The organism is Amycolatopsis sp. NPDC004772 (genome assembly GCF_053601215.1).
In genome coordinates this window covers 24,640-37,409 of sequence record NZ_JBSGBK010000042.1, presented here as the reverse complement: position 1 = coordinate 37,409, position 12,770 = coordinate 24,640, and the positions used below count along the sequence as shown (strand labels likewise).

The 12,770-nt window shown below is 71.4% G+C and carries 9 protein-coding genes and 1 tRNA gene; all 10 read right to left on the bottom strand.

Annotated elements, in window-relative coordinates:
* Positions 1 to 45: 45 nt before the first annotated feature.
* Positions 46 to 1,113 (bottom strand): NAD(P)-binding domain-containing protein, encoded by a 1,068-nt coding sequence (locus ACWEF6_RS24330; protein WP_449685053.1) that lies wholly within the window; start codon positions 1,111 to 1,113, stop codon positions 46 to 48.
* Positions 1,114 to 1,460: 347 nt separating this feature from the next.
* Positions 1,461 to 2,681, bottom strand: a complete 1,221-nt coding sequence (locus ACWEF6_RS24325) for a diguanylate cyclase (RefSeq protein WP_449685079.1) — start codon at positions 2,679 to 2,681, stop codon at positions 1,461 to 1,463.
* 552 nt (positions 2,682 to 3,233) lie between these two features.
* Positions 3,234 to 4,259, bottom strand: coding sequence for an SRPBCC family protein (locus ACWEF6_RS24320; RefSeq protein WP_449685052.1), 1,026 nt, complete (start codon positions 4,257 to 4,259; stop codon positions 3,234 to 3,236).
* 78 nt (positions 4,260 to 4,337) lie between these two features.
* On the bottom strand, positions 4,338 to 5,192 hold the full coding sequence (locus ACWEF6_RS24315; RefSeq protein ID WP_449685051.1) for an FAD binding domain-containing protein: 855 nt from the start codon (positions 5,190 to 5,192) through the stop codon (positions 4,338 to 4,340).
* Complete coding sequence (locus tag ACWEF6_RS24310; protein ID WP_449685050.1) at positions 5,189 to 7,630, bottom strand: xanthine dehydrogenase family protein molybdopterin-binding subunit; 2,442 nt, start codon at positions 7,628 to 7,630, stop codon at positions 5,189 to 5,191. The genes ACWEF6_RS24315 and ACWEF6_RS24310 overlap by 4 nt, the downstream gene beginning before the upstream one ends.
* Positions 7,630 to 8,154, bottom strand: a complete 525-nt coding sequence (locus ACWEF6_RS24305) for a (2Fe-2S)-binding protein (protein WP_091306596.1) — start codon at positions 8,152 to 8,154, stop codon at positions 7,630 to 7,632. The genes ACWEF6_RS24310 and ACWEF6_RS24305 overlap by 1 nt, the downstream gene beginning before the upstream one ends.
* 203 nt (positions 8,155 to 8,357) lie before the next feature.
* Positions 8,358 to 9,470: an XdhC family protein gene (locus ACWEF6_RS24300; RefSeq protein WP_449685049.1), complete on the bottom strand. Its 1,113-nt coding sequence runs from the start codon at positions 9,468 to 9,470 to the stop codon at positions 8,358 to 8,360.
* Positions 9,463 to 10,575 carry a vWA domain-containing protein gene (locus tag ACWEF6_RS24295; protein WP_449685048.1) on the bottom strand — a complete coding sequence of 371 codons (1,113 nt, stop codon included), beginning with the start codon at positions 10,573 to 10,575 and terminating at the stop codon, positions 9,463 to 9,465. The genes ACWEF6_RS24300 and ACWEF6_RS24295 overlap by 8 nt, the downstream gene beginning before the upstream one ends.
* Positions 10,576 to 10,595: 20 nt before the next feature.
* Positions 10,596 to 10,672 (bottom strand) — tRNA-Arg (locus tag ACWEF6_RS24290).
* A gap of 306 nt (positions 10,673 to 10,978) precedes the next feature.
* The gene (locus ACWEF6_RS24285) at positions 10,979 to 12,748 is read right to left on the bottom strand and encodes a hypothetical protein (RefSeq protein WP_449685047.1); all 1,770 of its coding nucleotides are present in this window, start codon (positions 12,746 to 12,748) and stop codon (positions 10,979 to 10,981) included.
* Positions 12,749 to 12,770 lie beyond the last annotated feature (22 nt).

Here is a 12,770-nt window from a genome sequence, read left to right as displayed (position 1 = left end):
TTCATGGCTCCTGACACCCGCGCCGTCACCGTCCGGCGAAGACCTTCACCGCTCCGAGCGCAGCAGTTTCCGGATCTCCGCCACCGCGGCCCGGCCGGCCCGGTTGGCCCCGACCGTGCTCGCCGAAGGCCCGTACCCGACCAGGTGCAGGCGCGGTTCGAGCACCACCCGCGTGCCGTCCATCCGGATGCCACCGCCGGGTTCGCGCACGTGCAGCGGCGCGAGGTGGTCGATCGCCGGGCGGAACCCGGTGGCCCAGAGGATCACGTCGGCGTCGAACCGCTCGCCGTCCGGCCAGACGACGCCGCCGGGCGTGATCCGCTCGAACATCGGCCGCCGGTCGAGGATCCCGGCCGCCCGCGCGGCCCGCACCTCCGGCGTCACGGCCAGATCGGTGACGCTGACCACGCTTTCGGGCGGCAGCCCGGCCCGCACCCGCTCGTCGACCTTGGCGACGGCGGTGCGTCCCCAGTTCTCGCTGAAGGGCTCGTCCCGCCAGACGGGTGGCCGGCGCGTTACCCAGGCGGTCGCGCGGGCGAGCGGCGCGAACTCCATGAGCAGCTGAACGGCGGACGCCCCACCCCCGACGACGACAACCCGCCGGCCCCGGAAGTCTTCCGGCCCGGTGTAGTCGGCGGTGTGCAGCTGCCGCCCGGCGAAGGTTTCCTGGCCGGGATAGCGCGGCCAGAAGGGCCGGTCCCAGGTCCCGGTGGCACTGATGACGGCCCGCGCGGCCCACGACTCGGCCGGGCTCGAGACGACCAGCCGCTCCCCCGCCCGCGTCACGGACTGCACGTCGACGGGCCGCAGCACGGGAAGGTCGTAAACGCTTTCGAACCGCCCGAAGTATTCGGAGACGACCTCCGAGGCCGGCCGCGTCACGTCGGGAGTACCGAAGGCCATCCCCGGAAGGTCGTGAATGCCATGAACTTTGCCGAGAACCAGCGACGGCCACCGGTACTGCCAGGCACCCCCGGCCCGCTTCCCGTGGTCGAGAACAACGAACCCACCCCGGTTCCCAAACCCGGCCCGCCGCAGATGATAGGCGGCGGACAACCCGGCTTGCCCGGCCCCGATGACCACAACATCCGTTTCGTGATCCGCGCCGCTCATAACGGAATCAACACCCACGGCAGCGGCATATTTCGCGCCCTGCATCACACCGCGTCGGCCGCGGCCAGGCCGGAACCTCCCCCTCTGCCCCGGCATCGCAGCTCAGCCGACCCAACTTGATCGCGACCACCGCCCCCGCCCTCCCACCCGAGATTCACGCCCGCCCCGACCTCGACGTAACCGGCGCTCCTGCCCCAAGGTGCCCCAACCCGAGACCCGAGCGAGCCTCACCCCAACGAAGCCAGAGCCGACCCGCCCGCACAACTGGCGCCCGAACCGCTCATCCGCACCCCACGCGCACCAGCAGCCCACCACCGCGGGCCACCACCCGCGCATCCTGGTCGCCCTTACACCGCGACCTGGTTCCGCCCGGCGTCCTTGGCCCGATACAGCGCGGCATCAGCGGTGCGCAGCACATCATCGAGAGTCGGCCCGGCGTCCGGATGCCGCGCGACCCCGATCGATACCGAAAGGCCACTCACCCGGACCGTCCCGGCACCCGTCGAGATCACCACGTTCAGTTCACCCACCGCCACCCGCACCCGCTCGGCGATCGCCAGCACGTCCGCGCGGCCCATGCCCGGCAGCAGCACCACGAACTCCTCACCGCCGAACCGGCCCACCGTGTCGCCCTGGCGCACCGACCCGGAAATCGCCACCGCGACCGCCGCCAGCACGTCGTCGCCGGTCAGGTGGCCGTAGGTGTCGTTGATCCGCTTGAAGTGGTCCAGGTCGATCATCAGCACCGCGAAGCCGCCGGCGCCGCGGCGCTGGGCGCGGGTGTGCTCGCGCGTCGCCGATTCGTGCCAACCGGCGGTGTTGAGCAACCCCGTCTTCTCGTCTGTGACGGCCGCAACCTGCAACTGCTGCTTCAACAGCAAGTAGCGGTGGAGCAGCAGCAACGGCGCCACCACGAACACGACCAGCACCGGCTGCTCGACCAACGCGAGGGCAGCGAGCCCGCCGAGGCAGAGGGTCGCCAGCTCGAAAGCGTTGTCCTCCCACGTGCCGATCAGGTCGGCCGCCGACCGCTGGCTCGTGTACAGGTAGATCCCGGCCGCCACGAGGCCGACGTTCACCAGCTCGAACACCGCGGCCGCCAGGCACAAGGCGAACAACCCGCGCGGCGTCTGCAACGGCGTCCCGTGCAACCCCAGCACCGCAAGAACGGAGGAAGCAGCGAAGCACGAGAGCATCGCCCAAGCCGTGCTCGCCACGAAGCGGTGCGCGGGCCGCGTACGGACCTGACGCCACACCCGCACCCACAGGTGCGTGTAGAGCACGACGGCCAGCAGCGCCACCCACGCCGGCGGCAGCAGGACGACACCGGCGAGGTACCACACGGACGTGACGTTGATGTGCGTCTGCCCGCTCATCCACCGCCGCAACCGCTCGATCCGGCGCGACATCTCGGCCTGCGCCACCCCCAGGGCGACGAGCACGGCGAACCACCCTGGACGCACGGGCCCGCCGAACCCGGTGGCCAGCGCCGTCCCGGTCGCGACGACGGCGAGCAGTTCGCAGCCGAGGGCATAGGCGATCCAGCGGGTCTTGGCGCCACCCCACATCGCCCATCGCGCAGGCCAGCCCGGCCAGGTGGAAAGCGCTTCCCGGCGCACGGCGGCCTGCGCTCTCAAGAGCCGAGGCCACAGACGTGACGAACCGCCATCGTGACGTACCCCTTGCGCGAAGTTCGGCCGACCAGGTAGCCCAGCGTAGCCGTTCCGACGACGCCCGTCGCCAGTCCGGGCGAATTGCGCCCAACACCCGGTTCGAAGACCCGCGCAGGGTAGATCGACGCAGCTCAGCCCCGCACAGGCCGATCACCATCGGGGACACGCCCGGCCGGGCAGGCTCACTTGCGCAACATCCGGCCGACCACCATCCGGGCCGCGCCCGAAGCCCACCGCTCCGAACCGGCCACCGGCGCAGGGCGCGGATGATCGCCACCGAGCCGACCACTGCGGCAACCCCGAGCCGACCCATTTGCGCGGGGCACGAGCGATCACCACCGGCCCAGCCACGGCCAGAGCCCACCGCTCCGAACCGGCCTACCTGCTCAGGGCGCGAACGATCGCCACCGAACCGGTCATGCCCCGAGCGCGCCGACCCGAGCCGGGCTACTTGCGCAGAGCGCGGACGATCGCCACCAAGCCGACCACCGCGGCGACGGCGACCAGCACCGGAACCACCCGCTTCAGCACCGACTGCCCGGCGTAGTCGAGCAGGTCGATCGCCTCGGTTTCCGGAGGTGCCGGGACGCTGTGCAGCGCCGGCCGGTCCGCCGGCCTGGGCCTCGGCTCCGTGTTAATTTCCGGGGTGGTCGGCGCCGGCTTGACCGCCGGCTGGGGCTTGGCCACCGGCTCGGACGTGGCCGTCGGCTCGGCCGCCGGCGCACCCTGCTCCGGAACCGGCTTCGCGGCCGGCTCGGCCACCGGCTGGGCGGCGGCCGCCGCCGCGGGGGTCGCCGGGGCATCGCCGGCCGGTGCGCCTTGAGCCGGGGCTGCCCCGGCCGTGACAGCCTGGCTCGGGGCATCGCCGGCCGCAGCGGTCTTCGCCGGGGCGGTACCGGCCGAGGCAGCCGTGGCAGCCTTCGCCTGGCCCGGGGCATCGCCAGCCGCAGCGGTCTTCGCCGGGGCGGCACCAGCCGAGGCAGCCTTCGCCGAGGCGGCTCCAGCCGAAGCGGCCGTCCCCTCCCCCTCCGCCGGGGCCAGCTTTCCCGACAGGCAGCCCGCGAACGTGTCCAGGATCTTGCCGCCCACTTCGCTGATCAACCCGCGCCCGAACTGGGCCGGCTTGCCCGTGATCGCCAGGTCGGTGGCCACCGATCCGTGGGTTGCGCCGTCCTTCTCCGTCAACGTCAGTGTGACCGTCGCCGCCGCTGTTCCGGAGCCGCGGGAATCCTTGCCCGAGGCCTTGATCGTCACCTTGCGGGCTGCCTCGTCCTTCTCCAGGAACTCGCCATTTCCCTTGTACAGCAAGGAAATCGGCCCAAGCTTGACCTTCACCGTTCCGCTGAACCTGTCCCCTTCGACCTTGGTCAGCGTGGCGCCCGGCATGCACGGGGCGACGCGCTCGGGGTCGGTGACCGCCTGCCAGACCTCGCCGATCGGAGCCGGGACGGTGAATTCGTGGTCGAGCCGCACGGGCCGACCTCCTTCCTGAAAGCGGACGGGTCCGCTGCCCACCCTAGCCGCCGCCGGAGCGGCGGCCAGGGTGCCGCGTCAGGCTCCCGCGGCCGCCGCGATGGCGCGTCCCGTCAGCACCTGCGCCAGGTGACGGCGGTATTCGACGTCGGCGTTGCTGTCCACCGGCGGATTCGTGCCCTCCGCCGCGTGGGAGGCCGCCGCCGCGATCGATTCCGCCGATGCCTGGACGCCGACCAGTGCCGACTCGACGCCCGAGGCGCGGATCGGGGTCGAGCCCATGTTCGTCAGCGCGACCCGGGCTTCCTCGATGACGCCCGCTTCCGTACGAACCGTGACCGCGACCGCCACCATCGACCACGCCTGGGCGACGCGGTTGAACTTCTCGTAGTGCGCCCGCCACCCCGTGTGCTTGGGGATGCGAACCTCGACCAGCAGTTCGTCCGGCGCCAGCGCGGTGGTGAACAGGTCGCGGAAGAAGTCCGCGGCCGGCACCGTGCGCCGCCCCGACGGGCCGGCCACCACCAGCGAGGCGTCCAGCGCGAGCACCGGCGCCAGCAGGTCACCGGCCGGGTCGGCGTGGGCGATCGCGCCACCCAGCGTCCCGCGGTGGCGGATCTGCGGGTCGGCCACCGTGTCGGTCGCCGACTTCAGCAACGCCGCGTGCGCAGCCACCGACGCGTCCCGCTGGACGTCGTAGTGCGTGGTCATCGCGCCGATCACCAGCGAGTCGCCCTCCTCGCGGACGCCACGGAGTTCCGCGACGCGTCCGAGGTCGATCAGCGTCGTCGGCGCCGCGAGGCGCATCCGCAGCACCGGCAGCAGGCTCTGCCCGCCCGCCAGCACCTTGGCGTCCTCGCCCGCCGTCGCCAGCGCCTGGACCGCTTCGTCCACTGTGGACGGGCGGACGTAGTCGAAGGGAGCCGGGATCACTGCGCACCTCCGGTGGCGTCGATGGAACCCAATCCGCCGCCCGCTTCGTCACGGCCGGGGCCGCCCGCGTCGGTGGTGCCGTGCTGGATGGCGTGCCACACCCGCATCGGGGTCAGCGGCATCTCGATGTCGTCGACGCCGAAGGGCCGCACGGCGTCGATCACCGCGTTGACCACCGCCGGGGTGGACGCGATCGTGCCCGCCTCGCCGACACCCTTGGCGCCGAGCGGGTTCGTCGTCGACGGCGTTTCCGTGCGGTCGGTGGTGAACGACGGCAGGTCGGCCGCCGACGGCAGCAGGTAATCGGCGAACGTGCCGGTCGTCAACGTGCCGCTTTCGTCGTGCTCGGTGCCCTCGAACAGCGCCTGCGCGATGCCCTGCGCGAGCCCGCCGTGCACCTGGCCCTCGACGATCAGCGGGTTCACCGCGACGCCGACGTCGTCGACGCAGACGTACGAGCGCAGCGTGATCCGGCCCGTCTCGGTGTCCACCTCGGCGGCGCACAGGTGCGTGCCGTGCGGGAACGAGAAGTTCTCCGGGTCGAACGTCGCGTCCGAGTCGAGCGACGGCTCGACCCCGTCGGGCAGGTTGTGCGCCGCGAACACCGCGAGCGCGACATCGCCCATCGACGTCGACGTGCCGGTGCCCTTGACGGTGAACTTGCCGCCGGCGAACTCGAGGTCGTCTTCGGCGCATTCGAGCAGGTGCGCCGCGATCGGCTTGGCCTTGGCGATCACCTTCTCCGCGGCCTTGACGATCGCGATGCCGCCGACGACCAGCGAGCGCGAACCGTAGGTGTCCATGCCCTTGTGCGACGACTGCGTGTCGCCGTGCAGGATTTCGACGTCCTCGAACGCGACGCCCAGCTGATCGGCGACGATCTGGCTCCACGCCGTCTCGTGGCCCTGGCCGTGCGCGGACGCGCCGGTCGTGACCTCCACCTTCCCCGTGGGCAGCATCCGGATCGACGCGTACTCCCAGCCGCCGGCGCCGTAGTCGAGCGAGCCGAGCACCCGCGACGGCGCGAGCCCGCACATCTCGGTGAACGTCGAGATGCCGATGCCGAGCTGCACCTTGTCCTTCGCCGCGCGGCGCCGCTCCTGCTCGGCGCGCAGGCCGTCGTAGTCGAAGAGCTGCTTCGCCTTCTCGGTGGCGGCTTCGTAGTTGCCGGAGTCGTAGGTCAGCCCGCACACGGTCGTGAACGGGAACTCCTCGTGCTTGATCCAGTTCTTCTCGCGCAGCTCAAGGGGGTCCATGCCGAGCTCGACGGCGAGCTCGTCCATGATCCGCTCGATGGCGAACGTCGCCTCCGGGCGGCCGGCGCCGCGGTAGGCGTCGGTCAGCGTCGTCGTCGTGTACACGTTGGTGCACGCGAAGTGGTACGCCGGGATCTTGTAGATCGCGTTGAACATGAACGCGCCGAGGATCGGCACCCCCGGCCCGACCAGGCCGTTGTACGCGCCGAGGTTGGCCAGCAGCTCGACCTTGAGGCCGGTGAGCTGGCCGTCGCGGGTCGCCGAAATGGTGAGGTCCTGGATCTGGTCGCGGCCGTGGTGGGCGGCGAGCATCGTCTCCGACCGCGATTCGTTCCACTTGACCGGCTTGCCGAGCTTCTGCGCGACCAACAGCGACATCATCTCTTCGGGCAGGACGCCGATCTTGCCGCCGAAGCCGCCGCCGACGTCGGGGGCGATCACGCGCAGCTTGTGCTCGGGGATGCCGAGCGTCAGCGCCGACATCACGCGCAGGATGTGCGGGATCTGCGTGGCCGACCACATGGTGATCTGGGTGCCGGTCGGGTCGACGACGCAGGCGCGCGGCTCCATGAACGCCGGGACCAGGCGCTGCTGGCGGAAACGGCGCTTGAGCACGACCTCCGACGAGCTGATCGCGTCCTCGACGTTGCCGCCGGTGCCGGCTTCGGCCGAGTCGAACTTCCAGACCGCGCTCGTGTTCGTGCCCAGGTCCTCGTGGACCAGCGGCGCGCCGTCGGCGATGGCGGCTTCCATGTCGAGGACGACCGGCAGCTCGTCGTACTCGACGTCGATCTCCTCGAGCGCGTCGTGCGCTTCGGCGGACGAGCGCGCGACGACGACCGCGACGCCTTCACCGGCGAAGTTGACCGTGCCTGCGGCGAGCACCGGGCGGCGCGGCGCCTTCATGTCCGGCGTGATCGGCCACGCGCAGGGCATGCCGACCGCGCCTTCGGGGTCGAGATCCTGCGCGGTGTAGACGGCGATGACGCCGGGCGCGTCCTTCGCCGCCGACGTGTCGATCGAGACGATCTTGGCGTGCGCGAACGGGCTGCGCAGGACGGCCAGGTGCAGCAGGCCCGGCAGCGTGATGTTGTCGGTCCAGCGGGTGCGGCCGGTGATCAGCCGCTCGTCCTCCTTGCGGCGGCGGGACTTGCCGACCTCCGGTTCGATCGTGGCGGTCATCAGTCACCACCCACGCCGACGTGCTTGTTCTCGGCGATCCGCTCGGCTTCCGGCCCGGCGCCCGGGCTCATGTGCTTCGCGGCGTCGCGGACCGCGCGGACGATGTTCTGGTAGCCGGTGCAGCGGCAGAGGTTGCCTTCGAGACCCTCGCGGACGGCCTGTTCGTCCGGGTCCGGGTTGTCGGCCAGCAGGTCGATCGACTGCATGATCATCCCCGGCGTGCAGAACCCGCACTGCAGGGCGTGGTTGTCGTGGAACGCCTGCTGCACCGGATGCAGCTTGCCGTCGCGGGCGAGGCCCTCGACGGTGGTGACCTCGCAGCCGTCGGCCTGCACGGCCAGCACGGAGCAGGACTTCACGCTGTGCCCGTCGAGGTGGACGGTGCAGGCGCCGCAATTGCTGGTGTCGCAGCCGACGACGGTGCCGACCTTCCCGAGTTTTTCCCGTAGGTGGTGCACGAGGAGGGTGCGGGGTTCGACTTCGTCGGTGTACTTCGTCCCGTCGACGGTGACGGTGATGCGCATCAGGCCTCCAAAAGCCGGTTCGGGAACGGCCTGCCCGACCGTGATCGGGCTCACAGACCCCGAGCGTGCTACGCGACCTTCGCGCCTTCAAGCCCTGATGTCACACGTTCAACTACCGGTTCCGCAGATACGCGTCCAAGTGCGGAACAACGCCGTATCTGCGGAACGCCGGATGGGTGAACTTTATCGGCCACCTGGCTGAGTCAGCCGTGAATGCGTCCCGACAGCTCCGCGAGCCGCTTCCCGCCACCGCCCCACCGCAGCGCGATGATCTCCGCGGCGATCGACACGGCCGTCTCTTCCGGCGTGCGCGCACCGAGATCGAGACCGATCGGCGACGACAGCCGTTCCAGTTCCGCCTCGGTGATCCCGGCCTCGCGCAGCCGGGCGAACCGGTCGTCGTGCGTCTTGCGGGAGCCCATCGCGCCGACGTACCCGACGTCCAGGCGCAGCGCGACTTCGAGCAGCGGCACGTCGAACTTGGGGTCGTGGGTCAGCACCGCGATCGCCGTGCGCCGGTCGACGCGGCCCGCGTCCGCCTCGGCCCGCAGGTAGCGGTGCGGCCAGTCGACGACGACCTCATGCGCGTCCGGGAACCGGCTGGTGGTGGCGAACACCGGCCGCGCGTCGCACACCGTGACCTGGTAGCCGAGGTAGGCACCCATGCGGGCCATCGCGGCGGCGAAGTCGATCGCGCCGAAGACCAGCAGCCGGGGCGGCGGCTCGAAGGAGTTGACGAACACCGCCATCCCCTCGCCGCGGCGCTGCCCGTCCGGGCCGTAGTGCAGGGTGCCGGTGCGGCCGCTGGCCAGCAGGCCGCGCGCGTCGTCGGCGACGGCGTCGTCCATCCGCGACGACCCCAGCGAGCCCGCGGTGCGGTCCGGCCAGACGATCATGTGCTCGCCGACCAGGCCCTCCTGCTCGTGCTCGATGACCGTGACGACCGCGACCGGCTCGCCGCCGCGCACCGACGCGACGACGTCGCCGAGCTCCGGCATCGACGCGCGGTCGACGTGCTCGACGTAGATGTCGATGATCCCGCCGCAGGTCAGGCCGACCGCGAAGGCGTCGTCGTCGCTGACGCCGTAGCGCTGCAGCACCGGCTTGCGCTCGGCGACGACCTCCTGCGCGAGCTCGTAGACCGCGCCCTCGACGCAGCCGCCGGACACGCTGCCGGCGACGGTCCCGTCGGGGGCGACGACCATCGCGGCGCCGGGCGCGCGCGGCGCCGAGGAGAAGGTGGCGACCACGGTGCCGAGGCCGACGGTCTCCCCGTCGGACCAGCGGCGGAACACGTCGTCGAGTACGTCACGCATCGGAAATCTCCCCGAGCAGTCGTTCCAAGGTGGCCAGGGTGTGCCCGGCCAGGAGCCGGTCGATGTGGGGCAGCGCGGCCACGATGCCCGACTGGACCGGAGCGTACCCCGCGCGGCCGGCGTGCGGATTCACCCAGAATACGGCGTGCGCGAGCCGGCGCAGGTGGGCGAGCTGCTCGCCGAGCAGGCCGGTGTCGCCGCGCTCCCAGCCGTCGGAGAACACGGTGACCACGGCGCGGCGCGCCACCCCGCGCCGGCCCCAGCGGTCGAGGAACGCCTGGAGCGTCTCCCCCAGCCGGGTGCCGCCGGCGAAGTCCGGCACGGCCGAGCCCGCCGCGAGCATCGCTCGTTCCGGATCGCGCTGCCGCAGCTGGCGCGATACCCGGGTCAGCCGCGTGCCGAGCGTGAACACCTCGACGGACGGCGGTGCGGCCCGGGTCAGGACGTGGGCGAACCGCAGCAGGGCGTCGGCGTACGGGCTCATCGAGCCGGAGACGTCGATGAGCAGCACCACCCGCCGCGGCCGGCTGCCGCGCCGGGCGTGGACGAGCCGGAGCGGTTCGCCGCCACTGGCGAGCATGGCGCGCAGCGTCCGCGGCGGGTCGAGCCGGCCGCGCCGCGACGGCGTCCGCCGGGCGGCCGGGCGTTTCGGGAGTGCGGGCTTCAGAGTGGCCAGCAGCTCGCGGAGGTGTTCGCGCTCGGCGGTGGTGAGTTCGGCGAGGTCGCGGTGGCGCAGCACTTCGTGGGCGCTGGCGGCGACTTTCAGCTGGTCTTGCCCTTCGCCGCCCGCGGCGTCCCCGCCGTCGGCCTCGCCCAGCGGGGCGATCCTGGCCTTCTTGGGCGCGGCGGACGTCGCCCGCTTCGGCGTCGTGGTCTCGATCGAAAACCACTGGCTGAAGGCCTCTTCGTAGTACGGGAGGTCGTCGGGGCTGGAGCAGAGCGTCAGCCGCCCGGCCCAGTACAGCCGGGTGGGTTCGGCGACGTCGATCTCCGCCACGGCGGTGAGGTACGCCTGCACGCGGTGCGCGTCGCAGGCGACACCGGCTTCGCGCAGCGCGGCGGCGAACCCGACGTACCCGGCGACGGGATCGGCGGCAGTGGTCATACGTCCATTGTGCGCTTTTCTGGCGTCCCGGCGAGGAGTCGAACCTCGGACCTCGGCGTTCGTAGCGCCGCGCTCTGTCCTGCTGAGCTACCGGGACAAGGGCGGTCTGCGCACGCGCCCCTCCCCGGGCAGGCGCGCAGACCGCGCTCTTCGCCGCGGCCGACCCAAGGTAGCGGCGGGTGGGCGCGAAGAGCCTTCGGAAAGAAAAGGGAATCAGCGAACGACGCGGGAGATCGCGCCGCAGGGGTTCCGGTCTTGCCGTCGGGTCACGATCTCCTCCTCTCGGGGTGGCGTGCTGTGGTGAAGAAAAGAATGCCCCAGTCCGCCGAGGGCGGCAACGCAATTAAAAACGCCCGCCCCGGCGGTCCTTTGTGGACCGAAGAGGCGGGCGTTGCGGCTTCGATCAAGCAGCGGCCTTGAAGCCGGGCTGGATGTTGGCGCAGCCGCGCAGCCCCGCCGTCTTGTTGAGCTCCAGGACCGGCGGCAGCGTCTTCTGCGTGTACGCCTTGAGCTCGGCGAGCTTCGCGTCGTCGACCAGGTCGCGCCGGACGTGGTAGCTGACCCAGTTGCGCGAATCGATGGTCAGGTTGCCGATCGGCGGGTTGACGAAGATCGTCGCGTATTCGCTCTCGAACCGCGGGTCCTTGTCGAAGCCCAGCGTGGTGATCCACGAACCGATGAACGTGATCAGCTCGGGCTTCTCATGGTTGAAGACGTAGTTGCGGACGCCCGTCACGTCGGATTCGTGCAGGTAGTCGGCGACCTGCTTGTCGCCGAGGCCGGCCAGGTCGAGCACCCGGAGGCGGCTGCCCAGCGACGTCCCGCCGAGGTCGATCAGGCCGACCTGGGCCGAGTCAGGGAGCTTGAGGACGTCCGCGAGGCCGTTGATGGTCCGGGCGTCGCGCTCGGCCACGATGCAGAACGCGGTCTTGACGTTGGCGCGGTAGGACTTGCCCTGGTCGTAGAGCCCGCTCACCGAGCTGACCAGCGCCACCACCAGCAGGCAGGCGAGCGCGATCCGGCCGCGCAGCCGGACCGCGGCCAGCGCCTCGACGACCACGATCGCGGCACCGAACGCACCCAGCGTCCAAACCGGGGTGGCGAACCGCAGCTGCCCCATCCAGTCGTATTCGAGCACGATGTAGGCGACCACGGTGAGCCCGAACGGCGCCATCAGGGCGATCAGCCCGGTGCGCAGGCGCGACGGCCGGACCATCAGCACCACCAGGCACGCGACGGCGACCGCGACGACCAGCCAGCCCACGTAGGAGACGATGTCACCGGGGCGGGCGAGGTCTTCCAGCGTCGGCGGCTCCTGCCCCTTCGCGACGGCGGTGTTCGGGACCAGCCGGCCGAACTCGAACCAGCGGAAAACCAGGTACGCGCCGTATGGGACGGCGAAGCCGGCGACGGAGAGCACGACCGCGCGCACGCTGCGGCCGAGCAGCTCCCGCTTGAGGAACAGCAGGACGGCGATCGGGTAGGCCCCGGCGTAGATGATGCCGTCGGGCCGGGTCAGCGCGGCGAGCATGGAGATCAGCCCGGTGCCGACGGCGACCTGGGTGTCGAGCAGCCGGCCGCTGTGGACCGCACGCACGATCAGCACCGCGAGCGCGGCGACGGTGAGGGCGTAGAAGGAGTTCTCCAGCCCGGAGAAGCACCAGATGACGAAGGACGGGATCGCGGCGAGCGCGGCCCCGGCGACGAACGTGATCAGCGCCGGGCGGCGGCTGAGCACCTTGGCACCGAAGTAGAAGAGCACCAGGATGGCGGCGCAGCAGAGCAGCGCGAGCGCCTTCGGGAAGAGGATCTGGTCGTTGACGCCGAAGAGCGTCCCGTGGTCGAAGAGACCGACGAGCTTGCCGAGGGCGATCAGGACCATCCAGGTCGGGTTGGAGTACCCCTCGACCGGCGCGGCACCGGGCTGGAGCACGGGCCCGAAGCCGTCGGCGAGGTTGCGCGAGTAGGCGAACGTGATGGCCGAGTCGTCGATCAGCCAGTGCCCGTAGAAGGAGGCGTGCACGGCGATCAGCGCGGTCCCGCCGAGCACGGCGGCCACCGCGGCGAGCTTGCCCCGCCAGCCCCGGCGCGCGGTCGGCGTCCCGGCCGCACCCGGCCGATCCGGTTCCGCTTCGGACGGCGGTCTCGTCTCCGTCGTCTCCGCCACGCTCATCCGCTGGTTCTCCCTCGCTTCG

Excerpts from the sequence above, each read along its gene's own strand:
- ACWEF6_RS24330 (WP_449685053.1), bottom strand. The coding sequence starts at position 1,113 with ATGAGCGGCGCGGATCACGAAACGGATGTTGTGGTCATCGGGGCCGGG.
- ACWEF6_RS24325 (WP_449685079.1), bottom strand. The coding sequence starts at position 2,681 with ATGTGGGGTGGCGCCAAGACCCGCTGGATCGCCTATGCCCTCGGCTGC.
- ACWEF6_RS24310 (WP_449685050.1), bottom strand. The coding sequence starts at position 7,630 with ATGACCGCCACGATCGAACCGGAGGTCGGCAAGTCCCGCCGCCGCAAG.
- ACWEF6_RS24305 (WP_091306596.1), bottom strand. The coding sequence starts at position 8,154 with ATGCGCATCACCGTCACCGTCGACGGGACGAAGTACACCGACGAAGTC.
- ACWEF6_RS24300 (WP_449685049.1), bottom strand. The coding sequence starts at position 9,470 with ATGCGTGACGTACTCGACGACGTGTTCCGCCGCTGGTCCGACGGGGAG.
- ACWEF6_RS24295 (WP_449685048.1), bottom strand. The coding sequence starts at position 10,575 with ATGACCACTGCCGCCGATCCCGTCGCCGGGTACGTCGGGTTCGCCGCC.
- ACWEF6_RS24285 (WP_449685047.1), bottom strand. The coding sequence starts at position 12,748 with ATGAGCGTGGCGGAGACGACGGAGACGAGACCGCCGTCCGAAGCGGAA.